The sequence below is a fragment of the Amycolatopsis samaneae genome, from assembly GCF_039541975.1.
Lineage (GTDB): Bacteria > Actinomycetota > Actinomycetes > Mycobacteriales > Pseudonocardiaceae > Amycolatopsis > Amycolatopsis samaneae.
In genome coordinates, this window is the sequence record NZ_BAABHG010000003.1 from 298,732 (window position 1) to 318,674 (window position 19,943).

At 68.9% G+C, this 19,943-nt stretch carries 19 protein-coding genes; 11 read left to right on the forward strand and 8 right to left on the reverse strand.

Translation table 11 applies throughout. The features are described 5' to 3' along the window. Positions 1 to 334: 334 nt before the first annotated feature. The 5 genes from ABD987_RS08490 to ABD987_RS08510 all read right to left on the reverse strand — a co-directional run bounded on the left by ABD987_RS08490 (position 335) and on the right by ABD987_RS08510 (position 5,358). Positions 335 to 1,324, reverse strand: coding sequence for an ABC transporter substrate-binding protein (locus ABD987_RS08490; protein WP_345388862.1), 990 nt, complete (start codon positions 1,322 to 1,324; stop codon positions 335 to 337). 31 nt (positions 1,325 to 1,355) lie between these two features. Next, positions 1,356 to 2,414, reverse strand: coding sequence for an ABC transporter permease (locus tag ABD987_RS08495; protein WP_345388864.1), 1,059 nt, complete (start codon positions 2,412 to 2,414; stop codon positions 1,356 to 1,358). Positions 2,415 to 2,484: 70 nt separating this feature from the next. Beyond that, positions 2,485 to 3,252 carry an ATP-binding cassette domain-containing protein gene (locus ABD987_RS08500; protein WP_345388866.1) on the reverse strand — a complete coding sequence of 256 codons (768 nt, stop codon included), beginning with the start codon at positions 3,250 to 3,252 and terminating at the stop codon, positions 2,485 to 2,487. Beyond that, positions 3,249 to 4,295, reverse strand: coding sequence for a class I mannose-6-phosphate isomerase (locus tag ABD987_RS08505; RefSeq protein ID WP_345388868.1), 1,047 nt, complete (start codon positions 4,293 to 4,295; stop codon positions 3,249 to 3,251). The genes ABD987_RS08500 and ABD987_RS08505 overlap by 4 nt, the downstream gene beginning before the upstream one ends. Positions 4,296 to 4,371: 76 nt before the next feature. After that, positions 4,372 to 5,358 carry a LacI family DNA-binding transcriptional regulator gene (locus ABD987_RS08510; protein WP_345388870.1) on the reverse strand — a complete coding sequence of 329 codons (987 nt, stop codon included), beginning with the start codon at positions 5,356 to 5,358 and terminating at the stop codon, positions 4,372 to 4,374. A gap of 319 nt (positions 5,359 to 5,677) precedes the next feature. Between ABD987_RS08510 and ABD987_RS08515 the strand changes: the two genes are divergently transcribed. The 9 genes from ABD987_RS08515 (at position 5,678) to ABD987_RS08555 (ending at position 15,683) form a co-directional block, all read left to right on the forward strand. Then, positions 5,678 to 8,911 carry a GH92 family glycosyl hydrolase gene (locus ABD987_RS08515; RefSeq protein WP_345388872.1) on the forward strand — a complete coding sequence of 1,078 codons (3,234 nt, stop codon included), beginning with the start codon at positions 5,678 to 5,680 and terminating at the stop codon, positions 8,909 to 8,911. Between the two features lie 83 nt (positions 8,912 to 8,994). Continuing rightward, on the forward strand, positions 8,995 to 11,394 hold the full coding sequence (locus ABD987_RS08520) for a GH92 family glycosyl hydrolase (protein ID WP_345388874.1): 2,400 nt from the start codon (positions 8,995 to 8,997) through the stop codon (positions 11,392 to 11,394). Between the two features lie 156 nt (positions 11,395 to 11,550). Then, positions 11,551 to 12,549, forward strand: a complete 999-nt coding sequence (locus ABD987_RS08525) for an ArsR/SmtB family transcription factor (RefSeq protein ID WP_345388876.1) — start codon at positions 11,551 to 11,553, stop codon at positions 12,547 to 12,549. Positions 12,550 to 12,678: 129 nt separating this feature from the next. Next, on the forward strand, positions 12,679 to 13,008 hold the full coding sequence (locus ABD987_RS08530) for a hypothetical protein (protein ID WP_345388878.1): 330 nt from the start codon (positions 12,679 to 12,681) through the stop codon (positions 13,006 to 13,008). Positions 13,009 to 13,213: 205 nt separating this feature from the next. Further along, positions 13,214 to 13,585 carry a DUF3817 domain-containing protein gene (locus ABD987_RS08535; RefSeq protein WP_345388880.1) on the forward strand — a complete coding sequence of 124 codons (372 nt, stop codon included), beginning with the start codon at positions 13,214 to 13,216 and terminating at the stop codon, positions 13,583 to 13,585. Between the two features lie 144 nt (positions 13,586 to 13,729). Continuing rightward, a complete protein-coding gene (locus ABD987_RS08540; protein WP_345388882.1) occupies positions 13,730 to 13,924 on the forward strand; it encodes a hypothetical protein in 195 nt (64 codons plus the stop codon). Next, positions 13,911 to 14,456, forward strand: a complete 546-nt coding sequence (locus ABD987_RS08545; protein WP_345388884.1) for a DUF6879 family protein — start codon at positions 13,911 to 13,913, stop codon at positions 14,454 to 14,456. The genes ABD987_RS08540 and ABD987_RS08545 overlap by 14 nt, the downstream gene beginning before the upstream one ends. After that, the gene (locus ABD987_RS08550) at positions 14,456 to 15,313 is read left to right on the forward strand and encodes a helix-turn-helix domain-containing protein (RefSeq protein WP_345388887.1); all 858 of its coding nucleotides are present in this window, start codon (positions 14,456 to 14,458) and stop codon (positions 15,311 to 15,313) included. The genes ABD987_RS08545 and ABD987_RS08550 overlap by 1 nt, the downstream gene beginning before the upstream one ends. A gap of 118 nt (positions 15,314 to 15,431) precedes the next feature. After that, positions 15,432 to 15,683, forward strand: coding sequence for a hypothetical protein (locus tag ABD987_RS08555; protein ID WP_345388889.1), 252 nt, complete (start codon positions 15,432 to 15,434; stop codon positions 15,681 to 15,683). Positions 15,684 to 15,715: 32 nt separating this feature from the next. On the opposite strand, the gene ABD987_RS08560 is transcribed toward ABD987_RS08555, so the two are convergent. Further along, a complete protein-coding gene (locus ABD987_RS08560) occupies positions 15,716 to 16,216 on the reverse strand; it encodes a MarR family winged helix-turn-helix transcriptional regulator (protein ID WP_345388891.1) in 501 nt (166 codons plus the stop codon). Positions 16,217 to 16,305: 89 nt separating this feature from the next. Between ABD987_RS08560 and ABD987_RS08565 the strand changes: the two genes are divergently transcribed. Beyond that, positions 16,306 to 16,605 (forward strand): thiamine-binding protein, encoded by a 300-nt coding sequence (locus ABD987_RS08565; protein WP_345388893.1) that lies wholly within the window; start codon positions 16,306 to 16,308, stop codon positions 16,603 to 16,605. Between the two features lie 7 nt (positions 16,606 to 16,612). Here the strand turns inward: ABD987_RS08565 and ABD987_RS08570 are convergent, their stop codons facing one another. Next, the gene (locus ABD987_RS08570; protein ID WP_345388895.1) at positions 16,613 to 17,017 is read right to left on the reverse strand and encodes a hypothetical protein; all 405 of its coding nucleotides are present in this window, start codon (positions 17,015 to 17,017) and stop codon (positions 16,613 to 16,615) included. A 118-nt stretch (positions 17,018 to 17,135) separates the two neighbouring features. Between ABD987_RS08570 and ABD987_RS08575 the strand changes: the two genes are divergently transcribed. Then, positions 17,136 to 18,119, forward strand: coding sequence for a tetratricopeptide repeat protein (locus ABD987_RS08575; RefSeq protein ID WP_345388897.1), 984 nt, complete (start codon positions 17,136 to 17,138; stop codon positions 18,117 to 18,119). 287 nt (positions 18,120 to 18,406) lie between these two features. Here the strand turns inward: ABD987_RS08575 and ABD987_RS08580 are convergent, their stop codons facing one another. Beyond that, positions 18,407 to 19,864 (reverse strand): neutral zinc metallopeptidase, encoded by a 1,458-nt coding sequence (locus ABD987_RS08580; protein WP_345388899.1) that lies wholly within the window; start codon positions 19,862 to 19,864, stop codon positions 18,407 to 18,409. Positions 19,865 to 19,943 lie beyond the last annotated feature (79 nt).

A 19,943-nucleotide genomic window follows, 5' to 3' on the forward strand; every position in this document is an offset into this window, starting at 1 on the left:
CCGTTCGGGACATGCCGGGAATTCTGCGCTGCCGTCGAGCCTCTGAAGGCCACCTTGAGGGACTCTCACGCCGTGAAGGGGTCCTTACCGGCACTGAGCGCCGTGAAGGGGGCCTTCGCAGCGCTCAATGCCGTGAAGGAGGCCTTCACGGCATGTCGAGGCTGGAGGTACTGGGACGCGAAGGCCGAGTTTGGGGCGTTCAGGTCTCTGAAGGTGGCCTTCAGAGACCTGCGCCACCCTGACCCCAAAAGCCGTCAAGGCCACCTTACGGGCGTCAGACGCCGGTAAGGTGGCCTTGAGGGCACTTCAACGCCGCGAAATCAGCGCCGCGAAATCAGCACTGCTGCTTGTAGAAGTACTGCGCGTTCGCGTCCAGGTCGGCCTTGGTGATCGGGTGCAGGGCCGCGGTCAGGTTGCGGGTCACGGCCTTGCCTTCCAGGGCGTTCACCGCCTGCTGCACGCCCTGCTGGCCGATCGACGCCGGGTCCTGCGCGATGAGGGCCTGGTACTCGCCCTTCCGCAGACCCTCCACTTCGGACGGACTGGCGTCGAACCCGACCAGGTTGACCGCCCCGATCTTGTGCGCGTTGCGCAGCCCGGTCGCCGCGCCCTCGCCGGTGTTCAGGTTGGTGGCGAAGATGCCCACCAGGTCCGGCGTGGACGAGAGCGCCGCGGTCACCTTCGTCGCGGCCTGGTCCGGCTCGTTCTGGGTGAACTGCACACCCGCCGACTTCAGGTTCGGGTGGTTCTTCAGCTCGTCCTCGAAGCCCTTGGCGCGGGCGTTCGTGGTCGAGGTCCCGGCGATGGTGTCGAGCACCAGCACCGAACCCGGCTTGTCGCCGACCAGCTTCGCCAGCGTCTGCGCCGCCAGCTTGCCGCCCTCGGCGCTGTCCGAGGAGATCGACGACGCGGCCACGCTGGTGTCCTGCAGCGCGGTGTCCACCTCGACGATCTTCGAGCCGCGGTTCTTGACCTGCTGGATCGGCGCCAGCATCGCCTGCGCGTCGGTCGGCGCGATGAGCAGCGCGGCGGGCGGGTTCGCGCCCAGCGCGTTGACGATCTGGGTCTGCATCGGCGCGTCGAACTTCTGCGGCGCCTGCGTGGTCAGCTCGTAGCCGAGCTTCTTCGCCTCGGCCTCCGCGCCGCACTGCATCGAGATGTAGAACGGCTCGGCCTGCACGCCGGGGACCAGCATCAGCTTCTTGCCGTTGGCGGGCTTGGAGTCACCGCCGCTCTGCCCGATCTGGCCGCCGCCACACGCGGTCAGCAGGGCGGCGGCGGAGGCGAGCGCGCCGGCGGCGACGAGGGATTTTCTCAACTTCATGGTGGAGCACCTCTTTGTGCGATAGGGGAAATTACCGGGAGTTGCGACGACGCCGGCGTCGCTGGTCGAACCACACCGCCGCGATCAGCACCGCGCCGACCGCGATCATCTGCCAGAAGTCCTGGACGTGCGTGATGTTGAAGCCCTTCTTCAGCACGGCCGGGATGAACACGCCGATCACGGTGCCGAGGATCGACCCGACGCCGCCGAAGAGGCTCGTCCCGCCCATCACCGTCGCCGCGATGGCGTTCAGGTTGTCGCTGGTGTGTCCCGAAATGGTGGTCGAGTTGTAGTACGACAGCGAAAGGAACCCGGCGATCCCGGCCAGGAAACCGGTCAGCAGGTACACCTTCAGCAGGTGCCCGGTGACGCCGATGCCCGCCCGGCGGGCACCCTCGGCGTTCGAGCCGACCGCGTAGGTGTAGCGGCCGAACTTCGTCGTGTGCAGCAGCCACGCGCCGATCAGCGTGATCACCACGGCGATCAGCACCAGGTTCGGCACCACACCGAACGACGTGCCGTACCCGAGCTGCTGGTTCAGCGCCGTGGGCACGCTGCGCACGTCGGAGCCGTTGTTGAGCAGCAGCGCCGCGCCCAGCGCGGCCCCCATCGTGCCCAGCGTGACGATCAACGGCGGGATGCCCGCCACCGCGATGAGGAACCCGTTGATCAGGCCCCACACCGTCCCGGCGACGACCGCGGCGATCAGCCCGACGGTGATCACGCCCCAGCCCGCGTTGGACGCGTTGCCGCCGGAAAGCGCTTCCATCGTCTTCCCGGCCACCATGCCCGCGAAGATCAGCACCGAGCCGACCGACAGGTCGATGCCCGAGGTGATGATCACGAACGTCATGCCGACCGAGAGCACCAGCAGCACGGACGTCTCGATGAGCAGTTGCTGGAGGTTGAACAGCGTCGCGAACTCGGCGGGCGCGATCGCGGTGAACACCAGGACCAGCGCGAGCAGCACCAGCGCGATCCAGAACGTGTTGGCCCCGATCAGGCGCTTGCCCAGCGGCTGCTTGCCGAAGCCCGCGGCCGGTGACTCCTGGATGCCCGGGTCGTTCTTGGCGGGAGTTGTCACGGTCACGCCGCCTCCTTATCCATGCGGGACACCCGCACCCGGTCGGCAGCGTGAACGGGGCTTCGCCATTGTGTGTTCACGCTGCCTCCTCTTCCTGCACGAGCGCGCCGGTCATCGCGGCGACCAGGTCTTCCAGCTTCGTGTCGGCCCCGGTGAACCGGGCTACCCGCTTGCCGAGCCGCAGCACCTCGATCCGGTCGGACACCGACAGCACCTCGGGCATGTTGTGGCTGATCAACACGACCGCGATGCCCTTGTCCCGCACCTTCTTGACCACGTCGAGCACGCGTTCCCGCTGCACGACGCCGAGCGCGGCGGTCGGCTCGTCCATGAACACGACCTTCGAGGCCCACACCACCGAACGCGCCACCGCGACACTCTGCCGCTGGCCACCCGACAGCGAGCCGATCGGCACGTCGGTGCTCTGCAACGTCACGCCGAGCCGCTTGAACTCCTCGACCGCCTGACGGCGCATCTCCGGCTTGTCCAGCATCCCGAGCTTGCCGAGGATCCCCTTGCGGTGGATCTCCCTGCCCAGGAACAGGTTCGCCGCCGGGTCGAGCTCCGGCGCGACGGCGAGGTCCTGGTACACCGTCTCGATGCCCATCCGGCGCGCGGTGGTCGGCGAGTCCAGGTGCGCTTCGACGCCGTCGAGCAGGATCTTGCCCGAGGTCGGCTGCTCCGCCCCGGACAGGCATTTGACCAAAGTGGACTTCCCGGCGCCGTTGTCGCCGATCAGCGCCGTGACCTCGCCCGCGCGGGCCTGGAACGAGGCGCCGCGCAGCGCCTCGACCGAGCCGTAGGACTTCGTCAGGTTCTGGGCGTCCAGCAGGATTTCACTCACGACCGGGTCCTCTTTTCCGGTACGGGCGGACGGCAGCGGATGATCGTCAGCTCACCATCCACGATCGACTGTCCCGCGTCGTGCGGGACCACGTAGGTCTCGCCCTTGCGCAGCGGGTACTCGCCGCCGTGCTCGGTGCGCAGCACCCCGGACCCCTCCATGACCACCAGCACCGCGAACGACGGGTCGAGTGACAACGTTGTCGCGCTGGGGTGCAGCCGGTCGGCGCGGAAGAAGGCGTCCGAGCCGTCGGCCAGCAGGTCCACAGTGGACTCCTGGGCGGCGGCGGTGTGCTTCACGATGGTCTTGAGCCGGTCGGCGTCCCAGCCGGAGGTGTCCAGCGTTTCGATGGCGGTGTCGAAGCCGAGGCCGAGATGCCCCTTCTCCGGAGCCGCCAGGAAGTCGCGCCACTCCAGGGTGAGCGAGAAGTCGGTCGGCTGCTGGAGCTCGACGACGAACACGCCCTCACCGATCGCGTGCGGCAGTCCGGCCGGGATGTAGACCGTGTCGCCCGCGGTGACCGGGATGCTGTTCAGCGCGCCGAGCATGCTGGGCGCGTCCTGCTCACGGGTCCATTCGGCGACGGTTTGCTTGCTCACCGTCTCCTTGAACCCCGGGTACACGCGCGGGTCGTCGCCGTAGGTGCCGACCACGATCCACGCCTCGGTCTTGCCGAAGTGCGAGTCGAAGTGCCGCTGGGCGAAGGCGTCGGACGGGTGGAAGTGGACCGGCAGCCGCTGCCCGGCGTCGAGCAGCTTGACCAGCAGACCGGTGGAGTCGCCCAGTGCTTCGACGTGCTTGGCGCCGAGCCAGGCCACCGGGTTCTCGCGGACCGCGTCGCGCAGCCAGACACCGCTGGGCAGTTTGGTCAGGCCGTTCGTCTCCTGGCCGAACATCGTGGTGGCGGAGCCGACCCAGTCCTCCGGGCCGAATTTACTGTCCGAATTGGACTGTCCTCGCAGCGCCGCGATGGCGTCGCCGCCGCGGTAGAACTGCGGCGGCTGATTGGCCGGGAGCCGGATAGGTTCGAGGTGGGCGCTCATGCGATCGCCTCGCTTCGCGAGACAGTGTTGAATTCCTTGTGGCGCATGACATCCATGATTCGCTCGCAAGCTTCACTCATGTCGGCGCCACCTCCCCGGAGCCACGGGCGACTAGATGCACGGGCAGGACTACCTTTCTGGGGGCGGTGGGATCTCCTTGGACGCGGGCGAACAGCAGCTCGGCCGCCGCTCGTCCGAGTGCGCCGACGTCGTGCGCGATGACGGTGACCGGCGGGTCGAGCAGGTCCGCCAGCTCGAAGTCGTCGAAGCTGACCATCGCGGGCCGGTGCTCGGCGTGCGCGAGCGCGCGCAGCAGGTGCACCGCGACCCGGTTGTTCCCGGCGATGACCGCGGTGGCCGCCGCCGGTCCGGTCAGCAGGCCGCGGACGGCCTCGCCGACACTCTCCGGCGTCGGCGTCCCCATCGCGACGAGGCTTTCGTCGTAGGGGATTCCGTTGCGGACACAGCCTTCGCGGAACCCGCGAAGCCGCTCGGCGGCGGTGAAGATGTCCGGGCTGTCGGCGAGGAAGGCGATCCGGCGGTGACCGTGTTTCGCCAGGTGGGTGACGGCTTCGATGGTGCCGCCGAGGTTGTCGACGAGCACGGTGTCGGCCACGATGTCCCCGGCCGGGCGGTCGAGGAACACCACGGGCGTGCCCGCGCGCATCTCCGGCACGAGGTAGCCGTGCTGCATCCCGGCGGGCACGATCAGGATCCCGTCCACGCGGCGTGCGCAGAACTCCAGCGCCAGTTCCCGTTCCCGGTCGGAGTTCTCCTCCGAGGAACCGGTGAGCACCTGGCGCCCGAAGGAGGTCGCGATGCGCTCGACCGCGCGGTTCAGCTCGGAGTAGAACGGGTTGCCGACATCCTCGACGATCAGGCCGATCGTGCCGGTGGTCGAGCCGCGGCGCAGGTTGCGCGCCCCGAGGTTGCGCCGGAACCCGAGCTGCTCGATCGCGGCCATGACGCGCTCGGCGGTGTCCGGGTGGACGGCCGGCTCGTCGTTGACGACCCGCGAGACGGTCTTGATGCTGACGCCCGCGAGCCGGGCCACATCGCTCATCGTGGCTCGTCTGCTGGTGGTGCGGTGGCCGGAATCCGGGCCACCGGGCGACAACGTTGTCATAGTGGCAGGATTCGACCTCACGACCCCGGGCCGTGTCAATACCCGAATCGATAAAGACCGGTTTTTCCCGGCCCAAAACGTTACGACGGACGGATGATCAGCGTGTCTCGAAACAGACAGGCTCCGACGCAAGCCTTGACGTTCTCGTGAGCCCTTGCCCATCGTTGCCCGCATCGACGGTGTGCGCGACAAGGTTGTCACCCCCACGCTCTCGGTTCGAAAGGACGACACGGTCGCGCCTGGAGTAGGAGAGGCGATGGCGATGGCGCGAGCGCGCTTCAGAGCCGGGCTGGTGCTGCTGACGACGGCCGTGACGGCCGCGGTGGCACCCGCGATTCCCGCCGCGGCGGCCACGGCCGCGGTGCAGGACCCCGCCAAGTGGGTGAACACGTTCGTCGGGACCCGGCCCGGCGGCCAGGACCACGGCACCGGGGGCGGTGCCGGGAACACGTTCCCGGGCGCGGTGTCCCCGTTCGGGATGGTGCAGTGGAGCCCGGACACGGTGAAGGCCCAGCACGGCGGCTATTTCTACGACGACAACGCGTTGAAAGGGTTCAGCCTCACGCACCTCTCGGGCGCGGGCTGCTCGACCTACGAGGACATCCCGTTCATCCCGTTCGTCGGTGAGGTCACCACCTCGCCCGCGACCGATCCCGGCCGCTACACCTCGAAGTTCTCCCACGCGAACGAGCACACCAGCCCCGGACGCTACGACGTCACCCTCGACAGCGGTGCGAAGGTCGAGCTGAGCACCACCCAGCGCACCGGCTCCGGCCGGTTCACCTACCCCGCCGGGGCCTCCTCGACGCTGCTGGTCAACACCTCCGGCTCGGTCATGGGCACCGACGACGCCTCGATCACCATCGGCAGGGACACCATCAGCGGCTGGGCGACCAGCGGCCGCTTCTGCGGGGCCAAGAACAGCTACCGGGTGTACTTCTCGGCGAAGTTCGACACCCCGTTCGCCTCGATCGGGACGTGGAAGAACGGCGCCGTGACGCCGGGCAAGGCCGCCGAAACCGGGGGAGCGCGGCCGAAGGTGGCGCGGCCCAACGGCGACAACGCGACGCTCGCCCGCGCGGCGTCGATCGCCCCGCAGGACACGACCGTCAGCGGGCCGGGCAGCGGCGGGTACGTCACCTTCGACAACCTCGCCGGCGCGCAGGTGAACGTCCAGGTCGGACTGTCCTTTGTGTCCGTCGACGGTGCGAAGGCGAACCTGAAGGCGGAGAACACCAAGCGGTCCTTCGACGACGTGGCCAAGGCGGCGCGGAAGGCGTGGAACGACCAGCTCGGCAAGATCGCGGTCGAAGGCGGTTCCGACGCGGACACGTCGACGTTCTACACCTCGCTGTACCACTCGCTGCTCCAGCCGAACGTCTTCTCCGACGTCGATGGTCGTTATCCGGGCTTCGACGGCCGGATTCACCAGGCCGAGCGGGGCCACGCGATGTACACGAACTTCTCCGGCTGGGACATCTACCGCTCGGAGATCCCGCTGCTGGCGACGATCGCGCCGAAGGAGACCTCGGACATCGTCCGCTCGATGATGGCCTACGCCGAGCAGGGCGGCTCCTGGGACCGCTGGACCGTCGCGAACGACTACACCGGCGTGATGAACGGCGACCCGTACCACATCATCGTGTCCAGCGCGTACGCCTTCGGCGCCCGTGACTTCGACGCGAAGAAGGCGTTGCTGCTCATGATCAAGGGCGCGACGCAGCCGACGCAGGGCTACACCGAACGGCCGGGCCTCGACGACTACCAGAAGCTCGGCTACGTGCCCGGCGCGGGCGCGGACACCCTCGAATACACCAGCGCGGACTTCTCGATCGCGCAGTTCGCGCGGCGCCTCGGCGACAGCGCGACGTACCAGACGTTCATGAAGCGCGCGCAGAACTGGCAGAACCTGTACAACCCGGGCAGCGGCCACCTCCAGCCGCGCGGCGCGGACGGCGCGTTCTCCGCGAACTACAACCCGTCGAGCTCGCAGGGCTGGGTCGAGGGCAACGGCGCGCAGTACGACTGGATGGTGCCCTACGACCTGGGCGGGCTGGTCACCGCGTTCGGCGGGAACAAGGCCGTCGAGTCCCGTTTGGACACCTTCTTCACCAAGCTCAACGCGGGTACCCACGATCCCTACGCGTTCCTCGGCAACGAGCCGAACTCGAACGCGCCGTGGGTGTACTCCTACGCCGGCGCCCCGGCCAAGACGCAGTCGATCGTGCGCCGCGCGATGAGCGAGCTGTACAACCCGAAGCCGGAGGGCCTGGTCGGCAACGACGACCTCGGCCAGATGTCGTCCTGGTACGTCTGGGCGGCGCTCGGCATCTACCCGGAGATCCCGGGCCGCGCCGAGACGCTGCTCAACACCCCGTTGTTCCCGAAGGCGACGCTGACCACGGGCGCGGGCAAGAAGATCGCCATCAGCGGGCAGGGCTCGGGCGGCTACGTCGCGGGCCTGAAGGTCAACGGCACCGACTTCGGCAAGGCCTGGCTGCCCGAGGCGCTGATCTCGACCGGCGGCAAGCTCGACTTCGCGCTCTCGGCCACGCCGACGGCGTGGGGCAGCGCCGCCGCGGACGCCCCGCCCTCGTTCCGTGACCAGGAGAAGCCCAGTCTGTCCTTTGTGGATCCGGCGCGGGTGGTGACCCCGGCGGGGACGAGCGGGAAGGCGTCGGTCGGTGTGCAGGACCTGTCCGGCGTGGCACGGAAGTGGACCTGGACGGCGTCCTCTGTGGACGGTGTCGCGGTGTCGCCGGGTTCGGGCGGCATCGACGTCCCGGCCGGTGGCACGGCGCGGGCGGACCTCACGGTGAGCGTCCCGGCCGGCACGTCCGACGGCGCCCGCCGGATCCCGGTCACCTTCTCCTCGCCGGGCCTGCCGAACACCCAGGCGACGTTCACCGTGCTGGTCGCGCAGCCGGGCAGCTGGCTGGCGACGGTGAACAACGCCGGGATCTCGCCGGACGCCAAACCGGAGGCGGCGAACTTCGACGGCGGCGGCTGGAGCTACTCGGCCGACGCGCTGGCCGCGGCCGGGGTCAGGCCGGGCGGCACGGTCACCTCGGACGGGCTGAAGTTCACCTGGCCCACGGCCGCGACCGGGGACCCGGACAACATCTCCGCGTCCGGGCAGACCCTGAACGTCTCGGGCGCGGGACGGCTCGCGCTGCTGGGCTCGGCGTCGAACGGGAACGCGTCGGGCACGTTGACGGTCACCTACACCGACGGGAGCAAGTCGACCGCCACCATCGGGTTCTCGGACTGGACGCTGGGCGGTGGTGGCGCGCAACCCGCGTTCGGCAACCGCATCGTGGCGTCCACGCCGTACCGCAACGCCGCGGGCGGCAGCCCGCAGCAGATCCGCACGATGGTGTTCGCCACCGCGCCGATCACGCTGGACGCCGGGAAGACCGTCGCCAGTGTCACCTTCCCGGCCACGACGTCCGGCGGCGATCTGCACGTCTTCGCCGTCGCCGCCGGCTGAGATTTCCACCCGTCCGTGAATGCCACATTGAGGGACTCTGAGTCCCTCAATGTGGCATTCACGGACCACTGCGAGGAGGCTTGATGAGGAAGAGAAGGCTGGGGGCGGGGGCGCTCGCCCTCGCCGTGGTGGCGACCGGGCTGACGCCCGTCGTCGCCGAGGCGCGGCCGGGGGACGTGATCGACAGTGTGAACACGTTCATCGGCACCAAGGACGACGGGAACACCTTCCCCGGCGCGTCGGCACCGTTCGGGATGACGCAGGTGAGCCCCATCGGCTCGCACTACGCGGGCTGGCGCTACGACGACACCGCGATCCGCGGGTTCGGGCACTTCTTCCTGTCCGGCGCGGGCTGCTGGGAACAGGGCGGGCTCGTCTCGACCCTGCCGACCACCGGCGAGGTCGGCCCCGGCAAGGCGTTCGACACGGCGAAGCCCGCGACCTTCGACCAGAAGCGGTACGCCTCGCCCTACACCCACGACGGCGAGGTCGGAAAGCCCGGTTACTACAAGGTGCGGCTCACCGGCTACGGCGGCATCGACGTCGAGACGACCGCGACCACCCGGACCGGCGTCGAGCGCTACAACTTCGCGAAGTCGGGCGACGCCAACGTGTTCGTCAACGTCGGGCAGGCCAACGACAAGGAACCGGTGACCGCGAGCAGCATCCGCGTGGTCGACGACCGGACGGTCGAGGGCACCGTGGAATCGCAGGCGTTCTGCGGTGGCAAGCCGTACACGACGTGGTTCCGCACGACCTTCGACAAGCCGTTCAAGTCCTCGGGCACCTGGTCGCCGACCGGCGGGACGCCGGGGAGCAGGGAGTCCGCGGGCGGCGCCGGGCTGCGCGGCGCGTGGCTCAACTTCGACGGCGGCCCGGTGACCGCGACCACCGCGATCTCCCAGGTCGACGCGAACGGCCCGAAGGTCAACCTCGCCGCCGAGCGCGTCCGACCCTTCGACCAGGTCCGCGCCGACACCCAGCGGACCTGGCGGCGCGAGCTGTCCACTGTGGACATCACGGGCGGGAAGCCGGACGACCGCACGGTGTTCTACACCTCCCTCTACCACGCCCTGTTGCAGCCGCTGACCGGGAACGACGCGGACGGCCGCTACTATGGCTTCGACAAGAAGATCCACCGGGCGATCGGCTGGACCTACTACGACTTCTTCTCGCTGTGGGACACCTACCGCTCGCAGAACCAGCTGCTCGCGCTGCTGCGTCCCGACCGGGCCAAGGACATCGCGAAGAGTGTGCTGGCCATCCACGACCAGGGCGGCTGGCTGCCACGCTGGGCCTATGCCAGCCAGGAGACGAACACGATGACCGGTGACCCGGTCACGCCGTTCCTGGTCGACCTGTGGCGCTACGGGGCCCTGTCCGGCAACGAGGTCAAGGCGTACCAGGCGCTGCTGCAGAACGCGCGCGAGGTGCCGCCCGCGTCCTCGCCGTTCCAGGGCCGGTCCGGGAACCCGAGTTACCAGCGGGACGGGTTCGTCCAGTACGACCCGAACTTCCCGAAGAAGGGCCAGGACACCGACCCGAACCACGGCGCGTCCGCGACGCTGGAGTACGCCCTCGGCGACTGCTCGCTGTCGATCATGGCGGCGGCGCTGGGCAGGAAGGACGACGCGAAGGCGCTGTCCGAGAAGTCCCGTACCTATCGCACACTGTGGGATTCGAGCCAGAAAGACCGCGGTTTCGACGGTTTCTTCCGGCCGAAGGTGGCGGGCGGCGGCTGGTTCACCCCGGCCGACAAGCCCTACAGCCCGCAGAGCCAGGACGGGTTCCACGAGGGCACGTCGTGGCAGTACCAGTGGCTCACCCAGCAGGACGTCCCGGGCATCACGAAGCTCATGGGCGGCAAGGAAAACGTCGGCAAGCGGCTCGACGACTTCTTCGCCTACCCCGACCTCGTGGCCGATCCCGCGAAGACCGTGCGGGAGAAGTGGGTCGTCGGGCCGTACAACTACTACAACCAGTTCCGGTACAACCCGAACAACGAACCGGACCTGCACGCGCCGTGGATGTACACGCTTTCCGGGCAGCCGTGGAAGACCTCCGCGGTGCTGCGCGCGGCGCAGACGCTGTTCACCAACGCCCCGAACGGCGTCACCGGCAACGACGACCTCGGCGAGATGTCGGCGTGGTACGTCTTCAGCGCGCTCGGGATCTACCCCGGCGCGCCGGGCACCGGGAACTTCCTGCTCTCCGCGCCACGGTTCACCAAGTCGGTGATCCACCTGCAGAACCGGCGGGACGTGACGATCACCGCGGGCGGGGCGGACGGCGCGAAACTCCAGTACGTCGAGAGCCTAAAGGTCGGCAACGGCTGGTGGTCCTCGCCGAGTGACCGGGCCTACGTCAGCTTCGAGCAGCTCAACCGCGGGGCGACGCTGGACTTCCGGCTCACCGCCGACGCCGCCAAGGCCACCTGGGCGACCGGCCCCGGCGGTGCCCCGGCGTCCCCCTGCGCCGGGTAAGCCGGACCACCTGTCCGTGAATGCCACATTGAGGGACTCAGAGTCCCTCAATGTGGCATTCACGGACCTGGAGCCGGGATAGCCCGATCGCGGGCAATTCCGGCGAAACGGTGGTGTGTCCCCGGCCCCCTTGCTTCACTGGGCAGGGGGTAGGAAATGCTGCGTATTCATTTCACCGCGGAAGATCTCGGCCGGGTGCGGATCCAGCGGACCGCGCACGAGATGTGGGAATCGGTGCTCAGCCTGCAGTTGCTGCAGACCAGAGAGCTACCGATGGTGTTCGACCCGTGGCGGCGCGAAGTGCGCGGAGCCGTCCAGCGGGAACGGGCGGCCGAGGCCGTCCGGCTGTTCGGCACGCTCAACCGGTTCGGGCCGTACTTCCCGGACTTCCTGACGCCGAGCGGGGGCGCGGACTTCGACGAGGGCCTCGACCTGCTGCGCCGCACCCCGGCGCGGCGGCTGCGCGCGGAGATCACCCAGCTCGGCCGGTACCACCGGCTGCCCCGCTGGGTCGGCAGGCTCGCCCGCGGCGAGGTCGACGCCGTCTCCGCGCTCTCCCGCGCGCTGGTGACCTGGCGTGACGTCGGTATCGCGCCGTTCCGGGAGCGCATCCGCACCGCGCTCGACGACGCGTGGCGCCTGCGCAGCGGGCGGCTGGCCGAGTTCGGCTGGGAGGGCCTGGTCCGCTCGCTGGAGCCGATGATGCGCTGGACACCGCCGGTGCTCCAGGTCCAGTACCCGGCCGACGGCGATCTGCACCTCGAAGGGCGCGGGCTCACCATCGTCGGCTCGTTCTTCTGTGTCCGGTACCCGGTGACCCTCGCCGACCGGTCGCTCGCGCCGACACTGGTGTACCCGCTCAGCCACGTCCCCGGCCGGTTCCGCCGCGAGCCGGTGGAGCGCGGTACGTCGGTGGCGCCGCTGCTGGGCGAGACCAGGGCGACGATCCTGGACTGCGTCGCGGCCGGGCACGCGCACACGACCGGCGAGATCGCCGCCCGGCTGTCGCTGTCGCCGCCCGCGGTCAGCCACCACACGAAGGTGCTGCGCGAGGGCGGGCTCATCGAGAGCAGGCGTTCCGGGCCCGCGGTGACCCACTGGCCGACGCGGCTGGGCCTCCAGCTGCTCGACGGCACGGTGGGCGCGGGAGTGTAGGTACCACGTCATCGCCGGTCAAGGCTTTTCGAACCTCGTAAAAGGGCGTCGGAAAGTCACCGACGCCCCGGAAGACTCCTTCGTGTACCGGAAAGGGGCCGGTACAAGGCAAACGAGGGAGGAGCAGACATGCGAAAGGCGATTGCCACGCTGTCGATGACCGCGGCCGCGTTCGCGGTGAGTGCCGCGCTGGGGACCGCGGCGCAGGCGAGCACCCAGGCGGAGCCGACCGGGGTGGAGCCGGCGGGGAAGGCGCCCAGCTGCGTCAAGACGACGAAGCTGAGCGTCGGCCCCGGCGGCTCGCACTGGATGGTGCACAACGGGTGTTCGTCCACGGTCAAGGTCAAGGTCGTGCTGCAGTACGCCGCGGACAGCGGCTGCGCGCGCATCGGCTCCGGGGGCAACTGGTACTTCACGAGCGGGTATTTCGGGAAGTTCATCCGGAACGAGAACTGCTGACCGAGTGGTTCAGACCGGTACGTACCGGGGTCCGTGAGCATCATCACGGACCCCGGTGTTCCGGTGAGCGCCGTCACGCATCACACTGGTATTACACGTCCGACAGTGCTGTTGACGTTCGAGCGGAGTCCCGTTTGGACGCAACGCGTGTCGGACTTGTTCATGTGAGACCCAGTGAGAGTGTGAGACCCACTCAGGAGGAGCCGTGTCCAGCAAGGCCGCTTTAGTGTTCCGCGTGGCCGCAGTCGCCGAAGCCCTGTCCTGGGCCGGTTTGCTGATCGGGATGTTTCTGAAGTACGTCGTCGGCGCCGCGAACGACGGCGGTGTCCCCGTGCTCGGCATGGTGCACGGCGTGATCTTCGTCCTCTACGTCGTGGTCTCCCTCTCCGTCGCGAAGCCGCTCGGCTGGCGTCCGCGCACGCTGATCCTCGCGCTGCTGGCGTCCATCCCGCCGCTGTTCACCTGGCTGTTCGAGAAGTGGGCGCTGCGCAACGGCAAGCTCGACGGCCCGCAGCGGCTGAGCCAGGGCGGCACCGGCCTGTTCCAGGCGAAGGCCCCGGAGACCGCCGCGGCCTGAGTTTTCGGTCTTTGAACGGCCCCCGTGAGCACTGCTCACGGGGGCCGTTCTCATTCCCCCTCGCGAATAGCCTTTCGGGCGGCACGAACTGTCGGTGTCCGTCGCTACGCTGAGCGTGACCGGTTCCGAGGGGAGAGGTGGCTCATGAAGCTGAAGAGACTCGCAGGCCCGGATTGCGAAGATGACGATTGGGCCCAGGTGTCGTTGACGGAGTGGGGGAGCGTCGTCGTCCAGGGCGACCTGCTGCAACCCGAAGGTGACGTGCGCCCGGGGCGCGGCGAGGCTGCCGTCGAGATTTCGCTCGATCTACTGCTGGAGGCGGCTCGTGCGGCCCGGTGACGAGAAGCTCAGGTCGGGCGACAATTGGCTGACTGGTGATGCTTGGGATGCGCAGTGGCGGAGCTTCGAGCGGAGCGCATGGCGTCTGGAGACGCTGCCCGTTTACCGCGTTGGCCCGGAGACTGGCAAGGTCGAGCGGTTTCTCGCTACCGGCGAGATCAATCGCTCCAGCCGGTGGTCCACCGAGTTGAGAGCCCATGCGGCCGCGGGGCGCACCGTCGGTCGAGTGCACGCCATCACTCCGCCGCTGAGCGACTACCTGAAGTACGAGTTCGCGTGCTACCGCGAGAATGTCGAGGCTGGTGAGGAAGTGCGCATCCTCGACTACTCGCAGACACCGAACCCTGGGCTCCCTGACCGGGACTTCTGGATGTTCGACGACGAGGTGATCGTCCTGATGCACTACGCCGAGGACGGCACACAGTTGGGCCGGGAGCGGCTGGTCGACGTGGACCCGGCGCCCTATGTTCGGTACAAAGAGCTGGCCATCCAGCACAGCGTTCCGTTCCTGGAGTACGTCGCGAAGGACTGATGTTCGAACCCGAAAGCGCCGCGGCTGGGCAGCTCAGCCTCGCGGAAGCCCTGCGCACCCTGCGCAGGGCTTCTGGTCTGTCCGGAGAACGGCTCTCCGATCGGACCGGCATCAGCCAGTCCAAGATCTCGAAGATCGAGACCGGCAAACTCGTGCCGAGCATCATGGACGTGGAACGGATCGTCCACGCACTCGGTGTCGACCGTGGCTATGCTGATGAGCTGCTGACGTTGGCACGGCTGGGCACCGTTGAGTACGAGTCCGGCCGCGTCAAGAGCAAGCTCGGCTGGGGCAAGGTGCAGGATCGGCTTGCCGCGATCGAGCGGTCCGCCACCGAGATTCGGTTTGTCCTCCCGACCATGATCACCGGCCTGCTTCAGACAGCCGAGTACGCGTCGGTGGCGGTGAACGCTCCGGTCGGGTCGCCGAAATCCGAGACGGTGCAGCGGGAGATCGTCGCGCGGAAACTTGCTCGCCAGCGAATCCTTTACGACACCGGAAAGCGGTTCGATTTTCTCTTCACCGAAGCGGCTTTACGCTGGAGACTCTTGCCTGCGCCGGGAATGGCGATCCAGCTGGACAAGGTGGTGTCACTCGCTGCGCTTTCGAGTGTTTCCGTGCGGGTTATTCCGCTGTCGATGACCATGGCCGATACCCCGCTCGAAGTCTTCGTCGCCTACGATGACCGCCTGGTGAGGATTGAGACTTCGACCAGCGGTCTGGCGCTGCGCGATCCGGGGGACATCGCGTTCTATCGGGCACAGTTCGACTACTTCTCCTCCAAGGCGCTCGGCGGCGAAGAGGCGCGGGAGTTCATCCGTGGTATAGCCGAGGATTTTCGCGGCGAAGCCGGGTGAATTCTTGTCATGGAATATCGGGTATCGCGGCAGGTGAAGTGAATACATTCGGGTGGATGTGGTTTCCTGGCGCGAATATTCCCGTCACAGAATTGAGTTCGTGCTTACTGTCCGGTGAATGGGTGAACGGCTCGACTGGCGGCTGATCTGGTGGGTGAACACGGGTAGGGCGCTGCACGCGCTGGCGCGCGAAGTGCCGCCTGGGGTGACGGCGACTCGGCGCGCGCTGTGCGGCGAAATGGTGAAGGTGGTCGTCCGGGCCCGGCTCGTCGTGCCGGGCCCGGTGCCGATACGGGAGTGCCCGGCCTGCCGCGGGAAAGTGAACGCGGTGCGGCCGAAGCGAACCTCACGGCTCGGCTTCCCGTCCTGATCGGACTGATAGGACACGCCGGAGCGAAGCGCTTACTCCGTGAAGTCGCCCGCTGCGCGGCGGACCTTCGTCAGCAGGTCGGTGAGTTGCTCGGTCTGCCGGCCGGTCAGCCCGGTGAGCCCGAAGTCGATCGAGGTGACGGCCTCGGTCGCCGCCTCGCGGCGGGTCCGGCCGTCCTCGGTGATCTCGACCAGGGTGGTGCGGCGGTCGGTGGGATGCGGGACACGCTTCACCAGCCCGTCGCGCTCCAGCCGGTCCACTATGTTGGTGACACTGGTGGGATGCAGTTGCAGCCGTTCACCCATCACGCGCATGGGCAGGTGCGCGCTGCGGGCGAAGGTCAGCAGGACCAGCGCCTCGTACCGGGCGAAGGTGAGGCCGTGCGGCTTGAGCGCACCGTCCACCGCGGACTGGATGATCTGTTGCACCCGCATCACGCCGGTGACCGCGGCCATGGTGCCGGAGGGCCCGATCCGGGCCTCCCACAGCTGTGCCGCGCGGGCAATCGGGTCGAACGGCAGCGGACGGTTCATGACGATCGAAGTTACCAGCGGGTACCGCGTTCGTGTCGGCTGACCGGGCAATAGGGGCGGGGCGAGTTCCCCGCAGGAGAGGACAGAAGATGATCGTCGCCTTCAGTGTCAGCCCGTCCGGTGGGGAAGAGGACGGCGGAGTCAGCGAGGCGGTGGCCCGCGCGGTGCGGGTCGTGCGCGAGTCCGGGCTGCCCAACTCCACCAACGCGATGTTCACCAACATCGAGGGCGAGTGGGACGAGGTGATGGACGTCGTCAAGCGCGCGGTCGAGGCGGCGGGGGAGGGCGCGGCCAGGGTCGGGCTGGTGCTCAAGGCCGACATCCGGCCGGGCTACGAAGGTCAGCTGGAAGCCAAGGTCGAGCGTGTCGAGGCGCGGCTGAAGGACTGAACCGGGTTCAGGGGAGCGGCGGGGTGAAGGCGACCTTCCACCGCCCCTTGGCCTCGGCCACGGCGAGCGGGTAGGAGAACCGCTCGCCGTGCGCGCGGACGCCGGTGACCACGGCGTGGGTGGGCTCCCGCTCGTCGGGGGCCAGCCGCACGGACACCTCCTGGACCTGGCCCTCGTCGAGTTTGGCGACGTAGCTCTTCGCGAAGTCGCCGGAGTCCTTGCCGCCGTAGTCGACGAGGTTGGCCAGCGCGTCCGCGTCGCGGGTGGCCAGCGCGGTGGCGAGCCGGTCGCGCAGGTCCGTGGCCGAGCCGGCGCCCGCCTCGGGTTCGTGCGCGATGAGCAGGGTGATCGTGGCGATCCAGGCCAGCAGGGCGACGACCGCCGCGCCGACCCGGAGGTCTCGTTTGCTCACTACCGGCCCGTTCTCTCGTGCGTGTCCGGCCGAGCTTGCCCCACGCCGGGTTTCCTGCCAACCGGACGGGCCGGACACCAGCGGTGAAACGCTCGCGGATGCGTGCCAGGATGGACCCGTGACACACCCACGCGGATCTGCAGCAGCGAAGTCAGCGGCCATGTCCGCCGCCCTCTCCGGCGCGGTCGATCTGTCCGCACTGAAGGCCCGTGCCGACCAGGCACGCAAACAGCCGCCGGCCCCGCCAGAGGGCGGCCCGGCACCGTCGGCGAACGGCGCCCCGCCGAGCGACGCCGTGATCGAGGTCACCGAGGCGACGTTCCAGGCCGAGGTCGTGGAGCGTTCGCTGCGTCAGCTGGTGATCGTCGACCTGTGGGCCGAGTGGTGCGGCCCGTGCAAGCAGCTCAGCCCGGTGCTGGAGCGGCTCGCCGGCGAGAGCAACGGCGCCTGGGTGCTGGCGAAGGTCGACGTCGACGCGAACCCGCGGATCGCGCAGCTGTTCGGCGCCCAGTCGATCCCGACCATCGTCGCGATCGGCGCGGGCCAGCCGGTGGACGCGTTCTCCGGCGCCCTGCCCGAGCCCGAGATCCGGAAGTGGCTCGGCGCGCTGATGGACGCGCTGCGGGACAAGCTGCCCAGCATCACCGCGGCCGAGCAGGGCGGCGGCGCCGGTGGCCCCGTCGAGGAGCCGGAGGACCCGCGGTTCACCGAAGCCGAGGCGGCCTTCGAGCAGGGCGATTTCGCGGCCGCGCAGGCGGCGTACGAACGCATCCTCGACGTCGAGCCCGCCAACGAGCTGGCCAAGACCGCGCTCGCCCAGGTCAAGTTCACCGCGCGTGCCGAGGCGGCCGCCCCGGACGCGCTCGCGAAGGCCGACGCCGACCCGTCCGACGTCGCCGCGCAGCTCGCCGCCGCCGACCTGGAGGTGGCCGAGCAGCAGGTCGAGGCCGGGTTCGCCCGGCTCATCGCGACCGTGCGCCGGACCGCGGGCGAGGAGCGCAACAAGGTCCGCGAGCACCTGGTGGCGCTGTTCGACCTGTTCGACCCTGCCGACGAGCGCGTCATGAAGGCCCGCCGCGACCTGGCCAGCGCCCTGTTCTGAGCCGCCCATGCGCCCCAATGTGGCGTTCGGTGCGTGGGACGCACCGAACGCCGCATTGGGTGCGTGGGATCAGGGCTGGACGCGGAGCGTCTCCGTTGAGGGTGGCGGTGGGGGCAAGGGCGGAGCACCCAATGCCACATTCGGGCGTTCGGTGCGCCCCGCCCGCCCCGCGCGATCGGCCTCGAACGCGTCAGCGAGGACAGACCCGAAAAGCCGTGGGGGCCTCCCTGAGGGACCTAGAGTCCCTCAGGGAGGCCCCCACGGACCTTCGCGGAAAGCGTTGAGACTCAGCCGTACTGGGTCGAGCAGACGGACGAGCCTTCGAGGTAGCCCTTCCGCAGCGATTCGACCCGGTCGAAACCGCTGTCGGGACGCTTGCCGTTGACGTCGGAGGAGATGAGGCTCTCCGGCATCAGCAGGTCCGCGATCGCCTCGTCGAGGTCACCCGCGGACAGCCGCAGCGTCTGTCCCGGCTTGCTCGTGGCCGACGCCCAGGCACCCACCAGGCACGCCGTCCGCAGGCCCGCGTTCGGGTTGTCCAGTGAGGCGCCGACGCCCTTCTGGATGCCCAGCGCGTAGCGGGACGCGACCTCGGCGAATGCCGCGAAGTCGCCCATCCCGCCCCGGACCTGTCCCTTCTGCTCGGCGCGCCGGTCCACCGGCTGCGCGATCTGGTTCAGCTTGGCCAGATCGATGCTGACCGTGTTGTTGTCCGCGCAGTAGGACGCGGGCGGGGTGCTCTTGCCGCCCGAGCAGTTGCCGCCCTGGTCGACGATCTCCGGCGCGGCGACCCCGGCGCCCTTGAACGCCTCGTCGAGACTCTTCTTGAGCATCGCGACCATCTGGGTGTTGAGCTTCTCGTCGCCCTTGCCCTTGTCACCCTTGTCGAAGGGCCGCTCGGTGAGCCGGGCCTTGACGTTCTCGGCGTTCATCGCCGCGCATTCCTTGGGGCCCTTGGCAAATCCGGCCTGGAAGGCGTAGGTGCGGTCGAAGGCGGTGCCGTGTGCCTGCTGGTCGCTGCCGCTGGTGCCCGCCGAGTCGCGGATGAAGAACATCGAGGCCATCACCTGGTTCAGGCCCTCGGCGGTGGACACCCGGTAGAACTTGCTCTTGTCCTCGGCGACCCACCGGAAGTAGCCGCCCGCGAAGCAGTCGGCCTGCTGTTCCTTCACCACGGTCGGCGTGCTCTTGGTGACGCCCGCCTTCTCGCCGAGGCGGTACTGGATGGCGTGGCCGAACTCGTGCGCGAGCACGGTGACCACCGACATCGGGCCGAACCGTTCCCGCAGCGAGGGCAGCAGCACGCCGCGGTCCCAGGCCACCGAATCGTCGGGCGGGCAGTAGAAGGCGTTGACGAGCCCCTTGACGCTGCCGCACTCGGTCTTCTGGGTGTCGCGCTTCGCGTCGTAGGACAGCAACGACTTCACCGGCTTGAACTGCTGGCCGTCGAAGTTCGCCGGGAACTGCTCGGTCCAGTAGGCCTGGACGTCGGCGATCGCGGCCGTGGCGAGCTTGTCGTCCTCGGTGCCGGCGGCGTTGCGGACGTTCAGGTCCGGCGTCGGCGCGCCGGACTTCAGGCCGCTCTCGAAGTGCGTGACCGGCAGCCCGGCGACACTGCCCGCGCCGGTGTCCGCCGACGAGCCGGACGAACCGCTACCACCACAGGCGCTCAAGCCCAGGACGGCCACCGTGACGACGGCGATCAGAGCCGGACGGCGTACGCCCCGCCCTCCCCCTTGGATCATGTTCACTCGCTTCACATCGACAACACAGGCAGGCAGGACCCTACCCAGCGGTTATCGCGCGCGTTCACGTTATCCCCGA